We start from the raw sequence: 20683 nt of genomic DNA, 5'->3' as shown, positions 1-20683 counted from the left end.
ATGTGGTCTGACGGATTCTGCAGCAGAATCCACTGCCACAAGTGTTCGGAAAAAGGATTCTGAGGATGTTGTGGCAAAGCTCGTCCGAGGCGTTGTGGATGCGATTCGCGTAAAATGGCAGAATTCCAAGGATTCGGCCATTTCAGGGATTGCCACAACTCTTGCGTTGCGTCGATTCCGCAGTGTTGTGGCGGGACCTGCTGCCACAAGTGTTTGAAAGAACGCAGTTGCGTGCGATGTGGCAGAGATCATTGCCATAAGATCGCAAAAATGAGGTTTCGGTCGAGTTGTGGACAAGCAGAGGGCCACAACAACGTGGAATCGGCACGTCGTACGAGTTGTGACAGGAACGTCTCGGACCGCTATCTCGATATGGGGATACCTTGGGAGGCAATACCGGCGATGGGGCTGTGGCGGTACTCCCGGAGGGTGGCTTAGAACGTTACGGGCCGGTTGCCCCGGATGGTGCGTATATGCGTCGGATTACGGCGACGTGCAACGCCGTCGGACTTGACAGGGTGGTCGTTGTTGACGAGAATACATACTAAAGCGCTTTAGTTCCCGTGTTCGTCGGGATCGAACGGCGCGAACAGACAGGGCATGGTCCGTGAGCGCGGGGCGTCAAGGACACACGATGACGTGACCGCGATGCCGACGGCGACATTGACGGACGACGGCCGACAACACGACAAGACACGACAAGGAAGTGGCAGAGCACCGATGTTCCTCAAACCCGAAGCGCAGCTGGAACGCTGCAAACGCATCCTCCGACAGCGCGTCGACCCGCACGTCCACCCGGTCGTGGCGCATCTGGACGTCGAATCCTTCGACATCCCCGGCGAGCCGATGCCCTCGGCCGAGTTCTTCGCCAAGGTCGCCGCAGGGGACATCGAGTTCACGCCGTTCACGCTCGGACGCGAATGGGGCACCACATGGGGTACGGTCTGGTTCCGCCTGACCGGTCAGGTTCCCATGGGATATCCGAAGGGCGGACGCCCGCTGGAGCTCGTCATCGACCTGGGCTGGTATCCCCACTCCTGCGGCGGCCACATCGAGGGACTGGTCTACCGTCCTGACGGCACCGCCATCAAGGCCGTGCACCCGCTCAACCACTGGGTGCCGTTCATGTCCGCCGACGGCGAGACGCAGGTGCCGATCGACGCTGACGGACGATTCACGCTTTATCTCGAGGCCGCCAGCAACCCGCTGCTGCTCGGCGTGCCGCCGTTCATCGAAACCGAACTGGGGGAGCGGGCCACCGGCAGACCGGACGAACCGTACGTCTTCAAATCCGCCGACCTGACCGAATTCGACCGCGACTGTGACGCCTACCGCGTCGACCTCGACGTCGTCAGCTCCCTGATGGAGCTCGCGGACAAGCGCTCGCCCCGCTACTGGCAGCTCGCCAAGGCCCTGCAGCGCTCCCTCAACCTCTTCGACGAGCGCGACCATGACTCCGTATCCGCCGCACGCGAAGCCCTTGCCGACGTCCTCGCCAGGCCCGCGAACGCCTCGGCGATGAACGTCAGCGCCGTCGGCCACGCGCACATCGACTCCGCGTGGCTGTGGCCCGTGCGCGAGACCCGCCGCAAGGTGGCCCGCACCGTCTCCAACGCCTTGGCGCTGATGGACGCCGACCCTGACTTCAGATACGCGATGAGCTCCGCCCAGCAGTACGCATGGCTCGAGGAGGACCATCCCGATCTGTTCGCACGCATGAAACGGCGCATTGAGGAAGGGCGGTTCATCCCCGTGGGCGGCATGTGGGTCGAGGCGGACGGCATGCTGCCCGCCGGCGAATCCCTGATCCGCCAGATCTCCTACGGCCGCCGCTACTTCAGGGAGCATCTCGGCGTCGAACCGAAGGGCATCTGGCTGCCCGACAGCTTCGGCTACACCGGTTCATGGCCGCAGATCGCCCGCAGGGCAGGCTACGAGTGGTTCCTCACGCAGAAGATCTCGTGGAACGACACCACGAAGTTCCCCCACCACTCGTTCATGTGGGAGGGTATCGACGGCTCGCGCATCTTCACCCACTTCCCGCCGTCGGACACGTACGCCGCATGGTGCAAGGCGCAGGAGCTCGACTACGCCGAGAAGAACTTCCAGGACAAGGACCTCGCCGACCGCTCCCTGCTGCTCTTCGGCTTCGGCGATGGCGGCGGCGGCCCCACGCGCGACATGATGGATCATCTGCACCGCTTCGAGAACCTCGAAGGCGTCTCCCGCGTCACGATCGAGGGGCCGGACGACTTCTTCGACAAGGCGCGCACGCAGATCGAGGAGAACGCCGGCGACGAGATGCCGACGTACAAGGGCGAGCTGTATCTGGAGCTGCACCGCGGCACCCTCACCTCCCAGCAGGATATGAAACGAGGATGCCGCAGGGAGGAATCGCTCCTGCGTACGGTCGAATACCTCGGCGCCGCAGCGGCGCTCGCCGACCCGGACTACGTCTACCCGGGCGAGGAGATGGACCGCATCTGGAGGACGCTGCTGCTCAACCAGTTCCACGACATCCTGCCCGGCTCGTCGATCTCCTGGGTGCACCGCGAGGCGCGCGAGGACTATGCGCGCGACCTCACGCGTCTGAAGGAGATCGCCGCGGACATGTGCGCGGTACTTCGCCGGGCGAACCCGGACGCTGATCTGCTGCCCGAGGCCCGCATCGCCCAGTACCGTGCCGACGGCGCGTCATGGCGCGCCCGTGCGACCGTCGCCACGTACGACGGGACGACGACGCCGGTCACGATCGAACGGACCGACAGCGGTGCCGTGCGCATCGGCAACGGACTCATCGACGCGACCATCGACCACGATGGCGCCGTATCATCGCTCATCGACGTCGCCGCCGGACGCGAACTCATCCCCGAAGGCTCCCGCCTCGGCCGCTACGAGCTGATGAAGGATGAGCCGGCCGTATGGGATGCGTGGGAGATCGAACGCGAATCCCTGCTCATGAGCCGCGGCCTTGCCGGCCGGATCGTCGACGCCGGCGTCGAGAACGGCAGGGCCGTCGTCCGTACGCGCGTCGAACACGACGACACGACGATCGACACGACGATCACGCTCGCGCCCGAGGCTACGGCGCTCGACTTCCACGCCGACGTCGACTGGCATGAGCATGAACGCTTCCTCAAGGTCGATCTGCCGCTCGGCATCATCGCCGACCGCGCCACCTACGACTGCCAGTACGGTCTGGTCGAACGCCCGATCGTCAAGAACAGCGCATCCGACGAGGCGAAGTTCGAAAGCTCCACCGGCAGATTCGCGATCCTCGCCGAACCCGGATACGCGGCCGCCGTCATCAACGGCTCCCTCTACGGGTCGGACGCCGCGCCGATCGCCGGCAACGCCGTCCGCGGGCGCGGCGCGGGCACGATGTTCCGTCTGTCGCTGCTCTCCGCGCCGACGTTCCCCGACCCGCGCACCGACATCGGACGCCACTCGTTCGACTGGTCCGTGCTCGCCGACGCGACCGTCGAACGCGTCAACGAGGCCGCCTGCGCGCTCAACGCGCCCGTGCTCGCCGACGTGCCCGACATCGACCCCTGCATCACCCTGGAAACCGAATCCGGTACCGTGGTGATGGACTGGATCAAACCCGCCGACGACGGATCCGGCGACATCATCGCACGCGTCTACGAGGCGGCCGGCGGCCGCGCGTCCGTGCGACTGCACGTCGCCGAGGCGCTCGCGGGCGCCACGGTGCGCGAGACGGACGTGTTGGAGGACGACGCGCTCGCCGACGACCTGCCGCGAGCGCTGCAAGGCGAGGATCGTCAGGCGGCCGAGGGGGCGCGGCTCGCCTTCGGTCCGTTCCAGCTGGCCACCCTGCGTCTGAGCCCCGTCTGAGCCGCGACCGACATCATCAACACCCCCCATCAACATCACCAACCACACCACAAAGGAGTCGAAACACATCATGTTCCTCTTGCCCAAGCAGCAGCTGGACCGCTGCGACCGCGTGCTATGGCAGCGCGTCGAGCCGCATATCCACACGACGCTGTCGTCATGCGCCATCCGCTCGTTCGACAACCCCGGTGAGCCCGTGCCCTCCGACGAGTTCCTCGCCAAGGTGCGCGCCGGCGAGATCGGGTTCGCGCCGTTCGCCGTACCCGGTCAGTGGGGCGAGACCTGGGGCACCACCTGGTTCGAGGTGACGGGCCGCATCGACCGCGAGGCGACGCGGGGACGAAAGGTCGAACTCGAGGTGGATCTGGGCTGGCTCGGCCACCGCGGCCCCGGATTCCAGTCCGAGGGCCTCGTCTACCGCGCCGACGGCACCGCCATCAAGTCGGCGAACCCGCGCAACCACTGGATCCCACTCGTCGCCGCCGACGGCACCCCCAACGTCGACCTCGACGACGAGGGGAACTTCACCGTGTACATCGAAGCTGCCGCCAACCCGTTCGTCGAGGGCCCCACGCCGTTCTCGCCCACCGAGCTGGGGGAGGGGACGACCGGCAGGCGCGACTTCCCCTACACCCTTACGCGCATGGACGTCACCGTGTTCAACGAGGACGTGTTCGCCTATTCGATGGATCTGGAGACCGTCTCGTCGCTGATGCGCGAACTCAATGAGGACGATCCGCGCTACTGGCAGCTCGCCAAGGCACTGCAGCGCTCCCTCAACGCCTACGATGAGCGTGACATCGACGCGACGCTCGCCACGGCGCGCGGCGAACTGGCCGGCGTGCTCGCCGAACCCGCGGCCTCCAGCGCCATCAATCACATCGCCATCGGCCACGCGCACATCGACTCCGCGTGGCTGTGGCCGGTGCGCGAGACCCGCCGCAAGGTGGCGCGCACCGTCTCCAACGTGCTCGCGCTGATGGACGAGGATCCGGACTTCACGTACGCGATGAGCTCCGCCCAGCAGTACGAGTGGCTCGAGGCCGAGCACCCCGATCTGTTCGCGCGCATGAAGCGGCGCATCGAGGAGGGGCGGTTCATTCCCGTGGGCGGCATGTGGGTCGAATCCGACAACATGATCCCCGCCGGCGAGTCGCTGATCCGCCAGATCACGTTCGGCCGCCGCTACTTCAAGGAGCATCTCGGCGTCGAACCCCGCGGCGTATGGCTTCCGGACAGCTTCGGCTACACCGGTTCATGGCCGCAGATCGCCCGCCGCGCCGGATTCGACTGGTTCCTCACGCAGAAGATCTCGTGGAACGACACCACGAAGTTCCCGCACCACTCGTTCATGTGGGAGGGCGTCGACGGCACGCGTATCCTCACGCACTTCCCGCCGTCCGACACGTACTGCTCGTCCATGAGCATGCACGAGCTCGCGTACTCGCAGCGGAACTTCCTCGACAAGGACCTGTCGCGCAACGCGATCCTGCTGTACGGCTTCGGCGATGGCGGCGGCGGTCCCACCCGCGAGATGACCGCGCGCATCCGCCGCGATCGCGACCTCGCCGGCGCCCCGAAGATCGACTTCGGCACGCCCGACGAGCTGTTCGACCGCGTGCGTCGGGACATCGTCGACGATGTGCGCGGCGAGACCCCGGTCTTCAGGGGCGAGCTGTATCTGGAGCTGCACCGCGGCACGCTGACCGCCCAGCAGGACATGAAGCGAGGCTGCCGCAAGGAGGAGGCCATGCTGCGCGTGGCCGAATACCTGTGCGCCGCGGCACGCGTCAAGAACCCCGACTACGTCTACCCGCGCGAGCAAATGGACCGCATCTGGAAGACGCTGCTGCTCAACCAGTTCCACGACATCCTGCCCGGTTCGGCGATCGCGTGGGTGCATCGTCAGGCCCGCGAGGAGTACGCGCGCGACATCGCGCTACTGCGCGACATCGTCGTCGAAGCCGCCGCCGCCATCAGGGCCGTCGAACCGGACGACGCCAACGTGTCCGACGCGGTCATCACCCCGTACTCCCGCAAGGCCTGTGAGGCGTGGACGGTCCGCTGTGCGCGCGATGTCGCCGCCGTCAGCCCCGAGAACCGCGACGACGCCGTACGCGTCACGCGCGACGAAAACGGAGAGGCGATCACGCTCGACAACGGCAGACTCGTCGTGACCATTGAGGCTGACGGCACCGTCTCCTCGATGCTCGACAAGGCGACCGGCCGCGAACTCGTGCCCGCCGGCACCAGACTCGGCCGCTACGAGCTGCTCAAGGACGAACCGTTCCACTGGGACGCCTGGGACATCCAGCGCGACGCCTTCCTCGCCGCCACCTCGCTGGACGACTCCACCGTCCGCGACATGCACGTCGAGGCCGACGGCAGCGCGATCGTCGAGGTCGTCACCACGGCCGAAGGCGTCGACATCGTCACGCGGATCATCCTGCGCCCGGGCGCCGGAACCCTCGACTTCGAGGCCGATGTGGACTGGCGGGCGGCCGAGAAGTTCCTCAAGGTCGACATCCCGGTCGCCGTGCAGGCCGTCAACGCCCAGTACGAATGCCAGTACGGCATCGTCGAGCGTCCGATCAACAAGAACACCCGCTCGGACGACGCCAAGTTCGAAAGCTGCACGCACCGCTTCGTGCGCATCGCCGACAGCGGCTATGCTGCGGCGGTCGTGAACGCCTCCACCTACGGCTCCGACGTGAGCCCCATCCACGGATCCGAGGCCGGCGGTCTCGGTCGCGGCACGATGGTGCGCCTGTCGCTGCTCTCCGCGCCGCTCTACCCGGATCCGCGCACCGACCAGGGGCGGCACACCTTCTCCTGGTCCGTCGTGGCCGATGCGGACATGCCCACGGTGCTCGCCGAGGCGTCCAGGCTCAACAGTCCGACGGTGGGGGAGCTGCCCGCCGTCAGGCCGCTCGCCGCGCTCGCAAACGTCGAGGGCGCGCCCGTGCTCGACTGGGTCAAGCTGGCCGATGACGGTTCGGACGATCTCATCGTGCGCCTCTATGAGGCCGCGGGTGGCAGGGCACGGGCCACGCTGCATCTCGATGACGCGTTCGCCGGTGCCACCGTGCGCGAGGTGAACCTCATGGAGGAGGGCGGTCTGCCCGCCGAACTGCCGCGCGCACTGGCCTCGGGCGACGAGTCGACCGCGGCGGAGGGCGTGGCCGTCACGCTCGCGCCGTTCCAGCTCGCCACGCTGCGCATCCACAGGTGATGGACGCGTCTGTGGGCTAGCCTCCCAGAGGATATGAGGGCTCCTTCTCCCCGATTGTTCGGGCAGGAGGAGCCCCTTTGTTTTCTCGTGGGTTTTCTTTCGCCCCAGCGTCCCGGCCATGGTCATGCGACACGCCGAGAGGAGTATGCGTGCCGCGCCGTGTTGCGTTTCGCTGTGGGAGATGCTATCCTCTAACTAAATCGCTTTAGTAACCGGCGACTGACCATGACGGTCAACTAAATCGCTTTAGTCTCAGCGAAGAGCACTACACACCATCAAGAGGAGAATCATGCTGCTGAAAGTCAATCGCGAGATCGACCGCTGCAAGCGTGTGATGCGCGAGCGTGTCTGGCCGCACATCCACCAGACGCTCGGCACCTGCGCCGTAGGTGCGGTGAAGAACCCGGGCGAGCCGGAGGCCTCGGCCTCGTTCATCGCCCGCGCCGTGTCCGGACAGGTCGAGTTCCAGCCGCTCGCCTCCGGCGAGCCGTGGGGCACCTCCTGGGGCACGACCTGGATGCGCGTCGAGGGCCAGCTGCCCGCCGATCTGCCCGAAGGCCGCGTCATCGAACTGGTCTTCAACCTGGGCTGGCTCGAATGGCCGGTCGGCGGTCACATCGAGGCGCTGGCCTACCGTGCCGACGGCACCGTCATCAAGGCCCTGCACCCGCGCAACCACTGGATGCCGCTGATCAAGGCCGACGGCACGCGCGACCGCGTCGTCAACCCCGACGGCTCCTTCGTCATCTACGTCGAAGGCGCCTACAACCCGAACGTCCCGTCGTTCACCGTCACCGAACTCGGCACCAGGCCCACCGGCAAGGCCGATGAGCGCTACGAGTTCGGCTCCATCGACATCGCCGCCCTCGATCAGGACATGTTCGACTACTGGGCCGATCTCGACGTAATCACCGGATCGCTCGAGAACATGAACGACGCCGATCCTCGATACTGGAAGCTCGCCAAGGCCATGCAGCGCTCCATCAACCTGTGGGACGAGAGGGACTACGCCACGCTCGCCCCGGCCCGCAAGGCCCTCGACAAGGTCATGGCCAGCCCGGCCAACGCCTCCGCGATGACCCTGACCGCGATGGGCCACTCGCACATCGACTCCGCGTGGCTGTGGCCGGTCAGGGAGACCCAGCGCAAGGTCGGCCGCACCGTCTCCAACGTGCTCGCCCTCATGGATATGGACCCGAACTTCACGTACGTGATGAGCGCCGCCCAGCACTTCGCGTGGCTCGAGGAGCGTCACCCCGATCTGTTCGAGCGCGTCAAGGAGCGCATCGCCGAAGGCCGCTTCATCCCGGTCGGCGGCATGTGGGTCGAATCCGACGGCACCATGCCGTGCGGCGAGTCCCTCATCCGCCAGATCAGCTATGGCAAGCGCTACTTCAAGGAGAAGCTCGGCGTCGTGCCGAACGGCATCTGGCTGCCCGACAGCTTCGGCTACACCGGCGCATGGCCGCAGATCGCCAAGCGCTCCGGCTACTCGTGGTTCCTCACCCAGAAGCTGTGCTGGAACGACACCACCCGTCTGCCGCACCACTCCTTCATGTGGGAGGGCGTCGACGGCTCGCAGATCTTCACCCACTTCCCGCCCGCCGACAAGTACGACTCCGACATGTCCGCGCACGACATGGCGTACGTGCAGCGCAACTACAAGGACAAGGACCTCTCCGACCGCGGCATCCTGCTGTTCGGTTTCGGCGATGGCGGCGGCGGCCCGATCCGCGAGATGACGATGCGCGAGCACCGCTTCGAAAGCTTCGAGGGCATGCCGAAGGTCGAATACGGCACTCCGGACGACTTCTTCGCCAAGGCCGAATCCGAGATGAGGGCCGAGGCCGGCGCCGAGATGCCGCGTTGGAAGGGCGAGTTCTACTTCGAGCTGCACCGCAAGACCCTCACCTCCCAGCAGGAGATGAAGCGCGGCTGCCGCAAGACCGAATCCGCGCTGCGCGCCGTCGAATACCTGGGCACGCTCGCCTCGCTCGAATCGGCGGACTACGTCTTCCCGCAGGCCGAGATCGACCGCATCTGGAAGACGCTGCTGCTCAACCAGTTCCACGACATCCTGCCCGGATCCGCCATCGAATGGGCGCATCGCGTGGCCCGCGAGGACTACGAACGCGACATGAAGCGTCTGCACGAGATCGCGCAGGAGGCAGTCGCCGCCCTGCGCGAGGCCAACCCGGACGCCGAGCGCATCGCCAGGGCCCGCATCAGCCAGCTCTCCGACGTCGCCTCGTGGACGCCCGTCTCCCTTGAGTCCACGGGCGAGCCCGTCTCGATCGAACGGGGCGACGACGGCTCGGTCACCGTCTCCAACGGTCTGATCCGCGCCCACATCGCTGCCAACGGCACCATCGACTCGATGACCGACCTCGTCGCCGGCCGCGAGATGGTCGCCAAGGACGCGGCACTCGGCCGCTACGAGATCCTCAAGGACGAGCCCGGCGTCTTCGACGCGTGGGATGTCGAGCGCGACGCCTTCCTGTGCGCCACGCCTCTGGAAGACGGCGTGATCGCCTCGGTCGAGACCGCCGCCGACGGATCGGCGCTCATCCGCACGACCAACCGCTACCGCGACGACGTGATCGACACCGTCATCACGCTGCGTCCCGGCAGGCGCCAGATCGACTTCCACGCGGACGTCGACTGGAAGGTCCCCGAGAAGCTGCTCAAGGTCGACGTGCCGATGGCCCTGAGCGCCACCCGCGCCCAGTACGAATGCCAGTACGGTCTCATCGAGCGTCCGGTGGTCAAGAACACCGAGGGCGAGGAGGCGATGTTCGAAAGCTGCTCGCACCGTTTCGTGCGCATCCACGACTCCTCTTACGGCATCGGCGTGGCCAACGGCTCGACCTACGGCTCCGACGTGAGCTCGCTGCGTGACGACGATGGAGCCATCGCCGGCACCATGGTCCGCCTGTCCCTGGTGGCCGCGCCGACCGCGCCCGATCCGCGCACCGACATCGGCCGCCACGAGTTCGACTGGACCGTGCTGCCGTGCGCCGAGGTCGCGCCGCTGGTCGCCGCCGCGGGCGAGATCAACGCGATGACGCTCGAGGACATGCCCGCCCTTGAGCCTCCGGTCTCGCTCGAGACCGGCGAGGGCACCCCGGTCATCGACTGGATCAAGCTCGCCGACGACGGTTCGGGAGACGTGATCGTCCGCCTCTACGAGGCCGCCGGCGCCAGAGCCCGCGCCACGCTGCACGTGCACGGCCCGCTCGACGGATGGCAGGTGCGCGAGACCAACACGCTCGAACAGGACGAATCCTACGCGGACGAACCCGCCGGACTCGTCGGCGGCAGGCAGGCGGCCGAAGGCGCCGCACTCGCCTTGAAGCCGTTCCAGCTGACCACGCTGCGCCTGTCGCGCGTCTGACATCTCCCGATTTTCATTCTCCCCGTCCCACGTCCATCCCGGCCCCGCATACGGGGCCCGTGCGGCGGGAACTCCACAACAGCGGGCGTGGCCGTCTGCGGTAGGCCGCGCCCCATCACCACACGTTTCGACGAAGAAACATCACAAAAAACAAAGGAGAAAAACCATGAAGGGCACCTTCACCAAGAAGGCCGTGGCACTCGTCGCGTCCGTCGCCATGCTCGCCGGACTCGGCGCCTGCGGGTCGAGCACCTCCAGCGGTTCGACCGAACTGAAGTTCCAGACCTGGAACCTGAAGAACGACAAGTTCACCTCCTACTTCGAGGATCTCATCGCCCAGTTCGAGAAGGAGAACCCGGGCGTCACCATCAAGTGGGTCGACCAGCCCGCCGACAACTACGAGGACAAGCTGTCCACCGACGCGGCGGCCGGCGAGCTGCCCGACGTCGTGGACATGGGCCCCGAGCCGGCGTACACGCTGGCCAAGGCGGGCATCCTGCTCGACGTCTCCCAGGCCGCCCCGGACGCCGAGAAGGACTATCTTCCGGCAGCATGGGACGCCGCCACGTTCAAGGGCAACGACCTGCCCGAGGGCACCTACGGCTTCCCGTGGTACCTGAACTCCGGCCCGACCTTCTACAACAAGGCGGTGCTCTCCGAGTGCGGCGTCGAGGTCGACCCGGCCGACCCGCCCACCAAGCAGGACGACATCTTCGACATGGCCGACACCTTCGGCAAGAACTGCGGCGGCAAGTACGCGCTGACCTCCGGCATCCCGTCCATCCAGGACTTTGGCATGTACGGCGTCCAGCTGATGAACGAGGACCGCACCGAGTTCACGTTCAACAACGAGAAGGGCGTCGAGTTCGTCCAGCACTACATCGACATGTACAACGCGGGCGCCTTCACCGACGACATGCTCAACAGCTCCACCTCCGGCGAGTCCAAGAGCTTCAACGGCGGCTCCCAGGCGTTCATGAACGGCAACGCCTACAGCGTCGACGACATCCGCAAGAACGCTCCGAAGGTGTTCGAGAACCTCGCCATCACGAACTTCATCGCCAACACCAAGCCGAACATGTTCATGGAGATGCTCACCGTGAACGCCACCAGCAAGAACCAGGAGCTCGCGATCAAGTTCGCCCGCTTCGTGACCAACTCGAAGAACCAGCTGGCCTTCGACAAGAAGGCGAACGTGTTCCCGTCCTCCGTGGGCACCATCGACGACGACTTCTTCAACCCGTCCGAGGACACGATGGACGCCGAGGCCATGCGCATGTCCGCCGACCAGATCCGCAAGGGCGAGATCTGGGGCCCGCCGCAGTTCACCTCCGCCTGCACCACGATGCTGCGCGAGGAGATCGCCCAGGCGCTGCAGGGCAAGATCACGGCCAAGGAGGCGCTCGACGCCACCGTCAAGTACTGCAACGAGCGTCTCTAAGCGGACGATCGACAATCGATAGGCGGTTCAACCATCATGGCCACATCAACCAAACGCAGGAAGGGCGCGGCGGCCGCCCAGGGGCGTGACCCCCGCTCCAGCGGCCGCATCGTCCCCTGGCTGTTCGTCCTTCCCCCGATCCTGTGGATCTGCACCTTCTCCCTGGTGCCGTTCTTCAACACGATCCGACTGTCCTTCACCGACTCCACGCTCCTGAGACCCGGCAAGTTCGTCGGCATCGAGAACTACATCGACATGTTCTCGGACCGCCGCTTCCAGACGGCGTTCTTCAACTCGTCCCTGTACGTGGTGTGCATCGTCCCGTTCATGGTGATCCTGCCGCTCATGCTCGCAGCCCTCGTGGCCGAGAAGACGCGCATCATGAACTTCTTCCGCACCGCCTTCTACACCCCGGTCATCATGTCCAGCGTCGTCGTCGGCCTGCTGTGGACCAACATCCTCGACAAGGACGGCCTGCTCAACGGCACGTTCAAGGCGCTCAAGTGGATCAGCACGCCGATCCCGTTCCTCACCGACCGCTGGCTGCTGCTCTTCAGCGCCATGGCCGTGACCATCTGGAGCGGCCTCGGCTACTACATGCTCATCTACTTGGCCAACATCGCCAACATCGACGGCACGCTGTACGAGGCGGCCTCGATCGACGGCTGCGGCGGCATCCGCCAGTTCTTCCACGTGACGCTGCCCGGCTGCCGCGTGACGATGATCCTCGTCATGCTCCTGAGCTCCATGTCCGCCTTCCGAGTCTTCGGCGAGATCTACATGCTCTCCGGCGGCTCCGGCGGCGTGGGCGGCGCCGACCTGACGATGACCATGCTCATCAAGCAGGAAGGCACCGGCATCAACGCCCGCACCGGCTACTCCGGCGCCCTCGGCATGGTCATGTTCGTGGTGCTCGGCTGCATCATCGGCATCGAATGGTTCATCCAGCGCAGGAGTGAGGACTGATGGCACGCGCAACGGTAATGGAGAACAAGTACAACCACCTGACCCCGGGCAAGATCATCCGCGTGGTCGTGCTCATCGCCCTTCTGCTCTTCCTGGCGGCCCCGCTGCTGTGGCAGATCTCGCTGGCCTTCAAGGGCCCGAAGGACGACATGTACGCGGCACCGTACCTGATCCCCGTCGACCCGACGATGGACAACTTCGTGCAGGTCTTCAAGCGACTGCCGATCCTGTTCTACGTGGGCAACACGCTGATCGTGGCGGCGCTCAACATCGGCGGCAACATCATCTCCGGCTGCTTCGCCGGCTACTCGCTCGCCCTGCTGCGATTCAAGGGCAAGGGACTGGTCGTCGGCCTGCTGTTCCTGTCGATGCTGGTGCCCGGCGAGACGATCCTCATCTCGCAGTTCCTCATCATCCGCGGGCTCGACCTGCAGAACAACCTGATCGGCGTCGCCCTGCCAGGCCTCGTGAGCTCGATGAACATCCTGCTGTTCATGAACGCGTTCAACGCCATCCCCAAGGAGATGATCGAGGCGGCCGAGGTGGACGGCGCCAACATCTGGCAGCGGTTCTGGCGCATCTGCGTGCCGCAGGTCAAGGGCACCATGGCCCTGGTCGGCATCTTCTCCTTCATGGGTTCGTGGAACGACTTCCTGTGGCCGCTGATCGTGCTCACCGACGACTCGCACTACACGCTCACGCTCGGCATGAGCCGTCTGCAGGGCACCTTCGTGTCCGACCCGCGCATCGTCGCCGCAGGCACCATCGTCGCCCTCATCCCGATCATGATCTTCTTCCTGGTCTTCCAGCGCTACATCTTCAACGGCCTGGAGTCCGGATCGGTCAAGGAGTAGTCATATGAGATTCGGAGTCAACTACACCCCCTCGGGCGAATGGTTCTACGCCTGGCTCAACCCCAAGTGGGACGCCGTCGAACGCGATATGCGCCAGATCGCCGATCTCGGCGCCGACCACGTGCGCATCTTCCCGCTGTGGACCCTGCTGCAGCCGAACCGCACATGGATCAACCCCAAGGCGCTCGACGACCTGCATCGCATGGTCGAGATCGGCGGCGACGCCGGACTGGACGTCTACGTGGACGTGGTGCAGGGGCACCTGTCGAGCTTCGACTTCGTGCCCTCCTGGCTGGTCTCCTGGCACGAGACCAGCATGTTCGCCGACGACAAGGCGATCGAGGCGCAGTGCCGACTGGTCGAGGCCATCTACGAGAGGCTGTCCGACGTCAAGGCGTTCGCCGGACTGACCCTCGGCAACGAGTGCAATCAGTTCACCGATGCGACGCACCCGCGCCGCATGCACGCCACCGCCGACGAGACCGGAGCCTGGCTCGACCGTCTCATCGGCTCGGTGGGGGAGCGCGCCCACCGCGATGGACGCGTGATCCTGCACAGCGAGAACGACGCCGTCTGGTACGCCGACGGCCACGCCTTCCGCCCCTCCTACGCCTCGTGCAAGGGCGACATGACCACCGTGCACTCGTGGGTGTTCAACGGCACCGCACAGCACTACGGCCCGATGTCGTTCGCCAGCACCCACCACGCCGCCTACCTGACCGAGCTGTCGAAGGCGTTCGCGACGGATGCGCACAGGCCCGTATGGGTGCAGGAGATCGGCGCACCCGGCAACGTGGTCGCCTCCGAGGACGCACCCGCGTTCGCACGCGAGTCGATCACGGCCATCGAGGAATGCCCCGACGTGTTCGGCATCACCTGGTGGTGCTCGCACCGCATCCCGAAGACCTTCCAGGACTTCCCGTTCTTCGAGCACGAGCTCGGCCTGTTCGACGTGGACGGATCCCTGACCGACGTCGGCGTCGCATTCCGCGATGCGATCGCCGACAGCCGTGGCAGGATGGCGGCCTCGCCGCGCACGAACGCCATCGCAGTGCCCGTGGACGGCGCCGGCGACCCGCTGGTGCGCGCCGCGTTCGCGCCGGGCGGTTCCGTGTTCGACGCGTGGATGTCCCTGGAGGAGCAGGGCGAGCGCCCCTGCATCATCACCTCCGCGACGGCCGATGACGCCGAAGCGCTCGCGGCGCGCGGCATCACGCACGTCACGCGCGTCGAAGCCGTGGCGGGCGACGCCTACAGCGCCGTCTCCGACCCGGCGTTCGCCGGCAAGGGCGGCAACTGATCCGATCGGATCCGACGCCCGGCTCGCATCCGGTGGTCCGTCCCCTTCTCCTTGGTCTCAGGAGACGGGCCACCGGCTTATCCGTGAAAAGGAGCAGCGCATGATCGACACGACGCGATTCACCGCCGAATCGGCCCATGGCAACCCCCTGATGAACCCCAAGACCGTCGTCCGGGGCGACCATTGGCGCATCGGCATCCTCACCGACTCCCTGATCCGCCTCGAATGGTCGGACGACGGCGACTTCGTCGACGACCGTACGCAGATCGTCGTCAACCGCGACTTCGGCGGCATCCCGGACTTCACCGTCCGCCGTGACGCCGACGGATGGCTCGACATCGAAACCACTCATCTTCGCATCCGCTACGACGGCGGCCCCTTCAGCGCCGAAGGGCTGAACGTCACCGTCAAGGACTGCCCCTCGCAGCACAACACCTGGCACTATGGCGCCGCGCAATCGGCGAACCGCGGTGGCACCACGCGCACGCTCGACCAGATCGACGGCGCCGCACCGCTCGACCCCGGACTGCTCTGCGGCGACGGGTGGATGATCCTCGACGACTCGCACGACAACGTCATACGCCCCGCATCCACGGTGCGTGGACGCATCAACCCGTTCGGCGAATGGGTGTTCCCCAAACCTCACGTCTCCACGGACCTGTACCTGTTCGGCCATTCGGGGCGCATCCACGACGCGCTGCGCGACTACCACAGGCTCACCGGACCGGTGCCGCTGCTGCCGCGTTGGGCGTTCGGCAACTGGTGGAGCCGCTATCACCGTTACACGGCCGACGAATACCGCATGCTCGTCGAACGCTTCGAACGCGAGGGGCTGCCGTTCACCGTGGCCGTCATCGACATGGACTGGCACACGACCGACGTCGACCCGGCATACGGGTCCGGCTGGACCGGATTCACCTGGAACCGCGAGCTGTTCCCCGATCCTCAAGCATTCCTCGAATGGCTGCACGCCAAGGGCATGCGGACCACGCTCAACCTGCATCCGCGCGATGGCGTACGCGCCTTCGAGGACTGCTACGAGCGCGTCGCCACGGCGGTCGGCGTCGACCCGGCGACGGGCAGCGCCATCGAGTTCGACGCCGCCGACCCCACGTTCATGGCCGCCTACTTCGACCAGATCCTGCATCCGATGGAGCGTCAGGGCGTCGACTTCTGGTGGATCGACTGGCAGCAGGGCGGCATCACCCGCCAGAAGGGCCTCGACCCGCTGTGGATGCTCAACCACCTGCATTACCTCGACTCGGCGCGTGAGGGTCGACGCCCGATCACGTTCTCCCGCTACTCGGGATACGGTTCGCACCGGTACCCGGTCGGCTTCTCCGGGGACACGATCGTGACCTGGGAATCGCTCAGGTTCCAGCCGTACTTCACCGCCACCGCATCGAACATCGGCTACGGGTGGTGGAGCCATGACATCGGCGGCCATATGTTCGGCTACCGTGACGAGGAGCTCGAGGCCCGCTGGTACCAGCTCGGCACGTTCAGCCCGATCAACCGCCTGCACTCCACCGACTCGCCGTTCAACGGCAAGGAGCCATGGAACTTCCACGAGCCGGCCCGCACGGCCATGGTCGACGCGCTGCGACTGCGTCACCGGCTCATCCCGTACCTGTACACGATGAACCGGCGAGCCGCATTCGACGGACTGCCGCTGGTCGAACCCATGTACTGGAACCATTCGGGCGGCAACGTGCCCACCGAATTCCAGTTCGGCACCGAACTCATCGTCTCGCCGATCCTCGAACCCGCCGACCCGGCCGTCCGACGCGCCAAGGCGAACGTATGGTTCCCCCATGGCGAGTGGTACGACCTCTTCGACGGCCGCCGTTACGCGGCCGAACCCGATCAGGGACGCACGATGGAGGTCTGGCGCGGCATCGAGCGTATGCCGGTGTTCGCCAAGGCCGGAGGCATCATCCCGATGCAGCGGCTCGACGATGGCGCTTCCATAGGTGCGGACGCCGTAACGGAGACCGTGCCGGTCAATGACGTCTCCAACCCGAGCGCGTTCGACGTCCTCGTGTTCCCGGGGCAGGACGGCTCGTTCACCCTCTGGGAGGACGACGGTGCGGTCGGCGCGGCCAACCGGTGGACCCGCACCGATCTCACGCTCGACTGGACGCACGGCGCGTTCACCGTCGACGCGGCCGCGGGGGAGTGCGCCGCCGTCCCCGCACGGCGCGCATGGCGGATCATCCTGCGCGGCGTCGCCGATCCTGCGACAGGCCTGACCGACGGTCCGTCGACGGCCGCGACGCCGGCCTACCCCGTCACCGTGCTCCGGGGCGGCGACCCGCTGAGCGATGCCGACTACATGGTGCGCTACGAGGAACCCACGCTCAGTCTCGTCATCGACCTGCCGCCGACATCGATCCACGATCGGCTGCGCATCGAGATCGACGGCCTTGCCATCGCCCCGCAGCCGATCGAACGGGACGCGTTCGCCGTGCTCGACGACGCGCAGATGCTCTACTTCACCAAGGAACGGGCGTGGGAGCTCGTCAGACGCGAGGGCGTGAAGGCGCTCGCATCGCTCCATACGCTCGAAATGCCCCCGGGCGATTACGGGGAGCCCCAATGGTTTTCCTCGCACATGCCGCAAGGCGTGATCGAGGCGCTGTCCGAGGTGCTGCTGCGCGGATGAACGCGGGAACGGCACTGCGTCGCCCATCACCCACCAAAAACGGGCGACCGGACGGCAATGGGCGCGACGATTCGAAGCGGAATCGACGTGCCACCACCTCAAAGGTTAAGGAAAGGAAACAATGAACAGGAAGACAACCATGCCGCGGCGCATTGTGGCGACGACATTGGCTGCCGCGATGATGATGGCGATGGCGGCATGCTCCGCCGGAGGCGCCAGCGCAACCGCATACACCGTGACGCCGGAGAACGAGAACGAGGAGCTGATCCTCAAGAACCAGCCGGAATCCTCCTACTGGTTCCCCGAGGATCTGCTTTCGTGGAGCGCCGACAAGGACCCGGACCTCGCCTACAACGTGAGCACCGTGCCGCTCGCCAAGCGCGTCGACCAGAAGAACCTCAAAACCGTCAACGACACGCAGAACGCCGACACCAAGGTGATGGCCATCTCCATCATGAACTCCTCGACCAGCGGCAACGCGCCCCGAGGACTCAACAACGCCAACGCGAACACCTTCTCCTACTGGCAGTACGTCGACCAGCTCGTCTACTGGGGAGGCTCATCCGGCGAGGGCATCATCGTGCCGCCGAGTCCCGACGTGACCGACATGGCGCACACCAACGGCGTGCCCGTGCTCGGCACCGTGTTCTTCCCGCAGAACGTGTCCGGCGGCAAGGTCGAATGGCTCGACCAGACGCTCCAGCAGAACGCCGACGGCTCGTTCCCCGTGGCCGACAAGCTCATCGAGGTCGCCAAGGCCTACGGCTTCGACGGCTGGTTCATCAACCAGGAGACCGAAGGCGACAACGAGACCGCGCTCGGCCCCGAATACGCCGAGAAGATGCAGGCGTTCATCGCGTACATGAAGCAGCAGGCGTCCGACCTGCGCGTCGTCTACTACGATTCGATGACCAAGGACGGTGCGATCGACTGGCAGAACGCGCTGACCGACGAGAACAGCATGTTCATGAGCAAGGACGGCAAGTCCGTCGCCGACGACATGTTCCTCAATTTCTGGTGGACCGAGGACGAGCTGGCCGGCGACGACCTGCTCGCCGCCTCTGCGAAGAAGGCCGAATCCCTCGGCATCGACCCGTACTCGCTGTACGCCGGCGTCGACGTGCAGGCCGACGGCACCGACACCCCGATCAAATGGGATCTTTTCGCCGACAAGGACGGCACGACCCACACCTCCCTCGGCATCTACTGCCCGAGCTGGACCTACTGGTCCGCCGGCAACCCGACCACCTTCCGCGCCAACGAGAACCGGCTGTGGGTCAACGCCGAAGGCGATCCGAGCGTCTCCGAGACCTACGAGGGCGACGAATCCTGGCAGGGCGTCTCCAACTACGTGGTCGAACGCTCCGCCATCACCTCCCTGCCGTTCGTCACCAACTTCAACAACGGATCCGGATACAGCTTCTCGCGCGAAGGCAGGCAGATCTCCAAGATGGACTGGAACAACCGCTCCATCTCCGACATCCAGCCCACCTACCGCTGGATCGTCGCCGACAAGGGCGGCAACGCCACCAAGGCCGACTACAGCGACGCCGAAGCCTGGTACGGCGGCTCCTCGCTGAAGTTCTCCGGCACCGTCAAGCAGGGCGGCTCCACCTCGGTCAAGCTGTACTCCGCCGACGTGAAGCTCACCGACGGGGTCGACTTCTCCGTGAAGGCCAAGGCGAACGCATCCACCAAGCTCGACGCCGTCCTGACCTTCGCCGACGGCAGCAGCCAGACCATCTCGGCCAAGTCGAAGACCAAGGTCGGCGAGGACTGGACCACGCTCGACTACGACCTCTCCAAGCTCTCCGGCAAGACCCTCACCGGCATCGGCTTCACCTACTCCGCCAGCGAGGACAGGACCGGATACCAGCTGCTGCTCGGCAACATCACCATCAAGGACGGCTCCGACGCCTCCAAGGCGTCCGCCGGCAAGGTGACCCAGGTCAAGGTCGACGACAAGCAGTTCGACGACGACGCCCTCTACGCCGGCGTGCGCCTGTCCTGGAAGGCCGACGGCGACGCCGCCGGCTACGAGGTGTACCGCATCAACGAGGACGGCTCCCGCTCCCTGCTGGGCGTGACCAACGTCGAGAACTTCTACGCGGCCTCGCTCACCCGAACCGGCCAGACGAACAACACCACGTTCGAGGTCGTGCCGGTCGACCGCTACGGCACCCAGGGCGAGTCGGCCAAGACCGACATGGAGTGGCCCGACAACAGCAAGCCCAAGGCCGCGGCCACCGCATCCCGCACGCTCATCGGCGTCGGCGACGAGGTGACGTTCACCTCAGCCAGCTCCAAGAACACCAAGAGCGTGTCCTGGTCGCTGCCCGGCGCCAGCAAGGAGAAGGCCGAGGGCAACAAGGTCACGGTCACCTACGACAAGGAGGGCGTCTACGACGTCACCGTCACCGCGAAGAACGACAAGGGCGAGGCCACGCAGAAGATGGCCGGTCAGATCGTCGTCTCCTCGAAGATCGCCTCCGGCGGCAAGCTGACGCTGCTGTCGCAGGGTAAGGCGGTCACGGCCGACGGCTTCACCAACGGCAACGAGAAGCCCGAGTTCGCCGTCGACGGCGAGACGAACACCAAGTGGTGCGTCACCGGTCCCGCCCCGCACGAGATCACGGTGGATCTGGGCGACGTGAAGACCGTCAGCCAGGTCGACATCGCCCACGCGCAGGCCGGCGGCGAGGACGCGAGCATGAACACGCAATCCTACTCGATCGCGGTCAGCAAGGACGGCAAGGAGTTCACGACCGTGGCGACGGTGAAGAAGAACACCGCCGGCACCACGTCCGACGCCTTCGCCCCGGTCGACGCCCGCTACGTCAAGCTCGTCGTCGACAAGCCGACGCAGGGCAGCGACACCGCGGCCCGTATCTACGAGATGCAGGTGCTCGGAGCCGACGGTTCGATCCTGTGATCGGATGACCGACCGATGACCTCCCGATGCCCGATGAGAGAAGC

9 protein-coding genes are annotated in these 20683 nt (G+C 65.9%); all 9 read left to right on the top strand.

What is annotated here, in order from left to right; translation table 11 throughout:
* Nucleotides 1–720: 720 nt before the first annotated feature.
* The 9 genes from EMB92_RS07225 to EMB92_RS07185 all read left to right on the top strand — a co-directional run bounded on the left by EMB92_RS07225 (nt 721) and on the right by EMB92_RS07185 (nt 20639).
* The gene (locus EMB92_RS07225; RefSeq protein ID WP_150394342.1) at nt 721–3855 is read left to right on the top strand and encodes an alpha-mannosidase; all 3135 of its coding nucleotides are present in this window, start codon (nt 721–723) and stop codon (nt 3853–3855) included.
* Nucleotides 3856–3925: 70 nt separating this feature from the next.
* Nucleotides 3926–7087, top strand: a complete 3162-nt coding sequence (locus EMB92_RS07220) for an alpha-mannosidase (RefSeq protein WP_150394341.1) — start codon at nt 3926–3928, stop codon at nt 7085–7087.
* A gap of 289 nt (nt 7088–7376) precedes the next feature.
* Nucleotides 7377–10481 (top strand): alpha-mannosidase, encoded by a 3105-nt coding sequence (locus tag EMB92_RS07215; protein ID WP_150394340.1) that lies wholly within the window; start codon nt 7377–7379, stop codon nt 10479–10481.
* 166 nt (nt 10482–10647) lie between these two features.
* The gene (locus EMB92_RS07210) at nt 10648–11922 is read left to right on the top strand and encodes an ABC transporter substrate-binding protein (protein WP_043167041.1); all 1275 of its coding nucleotides are present in this window, start codon (nt 10648–10650) and stop codon (nt 11920–11922) included.
* A gap of 36 nt (nt 11923–11958) precedes the next feature.
* Nucleotides 11959–12888 (top strand): carbohydrate ABC transporter permease, encoded by a 930-nt coding sequence (locus tag EMB92_RS07205; RefSeq protein ID WP_150394339.1) that lies wholly within the window; start codon nt 11959–11961, stop codon nt 12886–12888.
* Nucleotides 12889–12905: 17 nt separating this feature from the next.
* Nucleotides 12906–13742 carry a carbohydrate ABC transporter permease gene (locus EMB92_RS07200; RefSeq protein WP_043167039.1) on the top strand — a complete coding sequence of 279 codons (837 nt, stop codon included), beginning with the start codon at nt 12906–12908 and terminating at the stop codon, nt 13740–13742.
* A gap of 4 nt (nt 13743–13746) precedes the next feature.
* Nucleotides 13747–15042, top strand: a complete 1296-nt coding sequence (locus EMB92_RS07195) for a glycoside hydrolase 5 family protein (protein ID WP_150394338.1) — start codon at nt 13747–13749, stop codon at nt 15040–15042.
* Nucleotides 15043–15142: 100 nt separating this feature from the next.
* The gene (locus EMB92_RS07190; RefSeq protein ID WP_150394337.1) at nt 15143–17707 is read left to right on the top strand and encodes a glycoside hydrolase family 31 protein; all 2565 of its coding nucleotides are present in this window, start codon (nt 15143–15145) and stop codon (nt 17705–17707) included.
* A gap of 121 nt (nt 17708–17828) precedes the next feature.
* Nucleotides 17829–20639 carry an endo-beta-N-acetylglucosaminidase gene (locus EMB92_RS07185; RefSeq protein ID WP_150394336.1) on the top strand — a complete coding sequence of 937 codons (2811 nt, stop codon included), beginning with the start codon at nt 17829–17831 and terminating at the stop codon, nt 20637–20639.
* Nucleotides 20640–20683: the final 44 nt, after the last annotated feature.

The sequence above is a fragment of the Bifidobacterium callitrichos genome (assembly GCF_008698085.1).
In the GTDB taxonomy this organism is placed as follows: Bacteria; Actinomycetota; Actinomycetes; order Actinomycetales; family Bifidobacteriaceae; genus Bifidobacterium; species Bifidobacterium callitrichos.
This window is presented reverse-complemented; position numbering and strand designations above follow the sequence as displayed.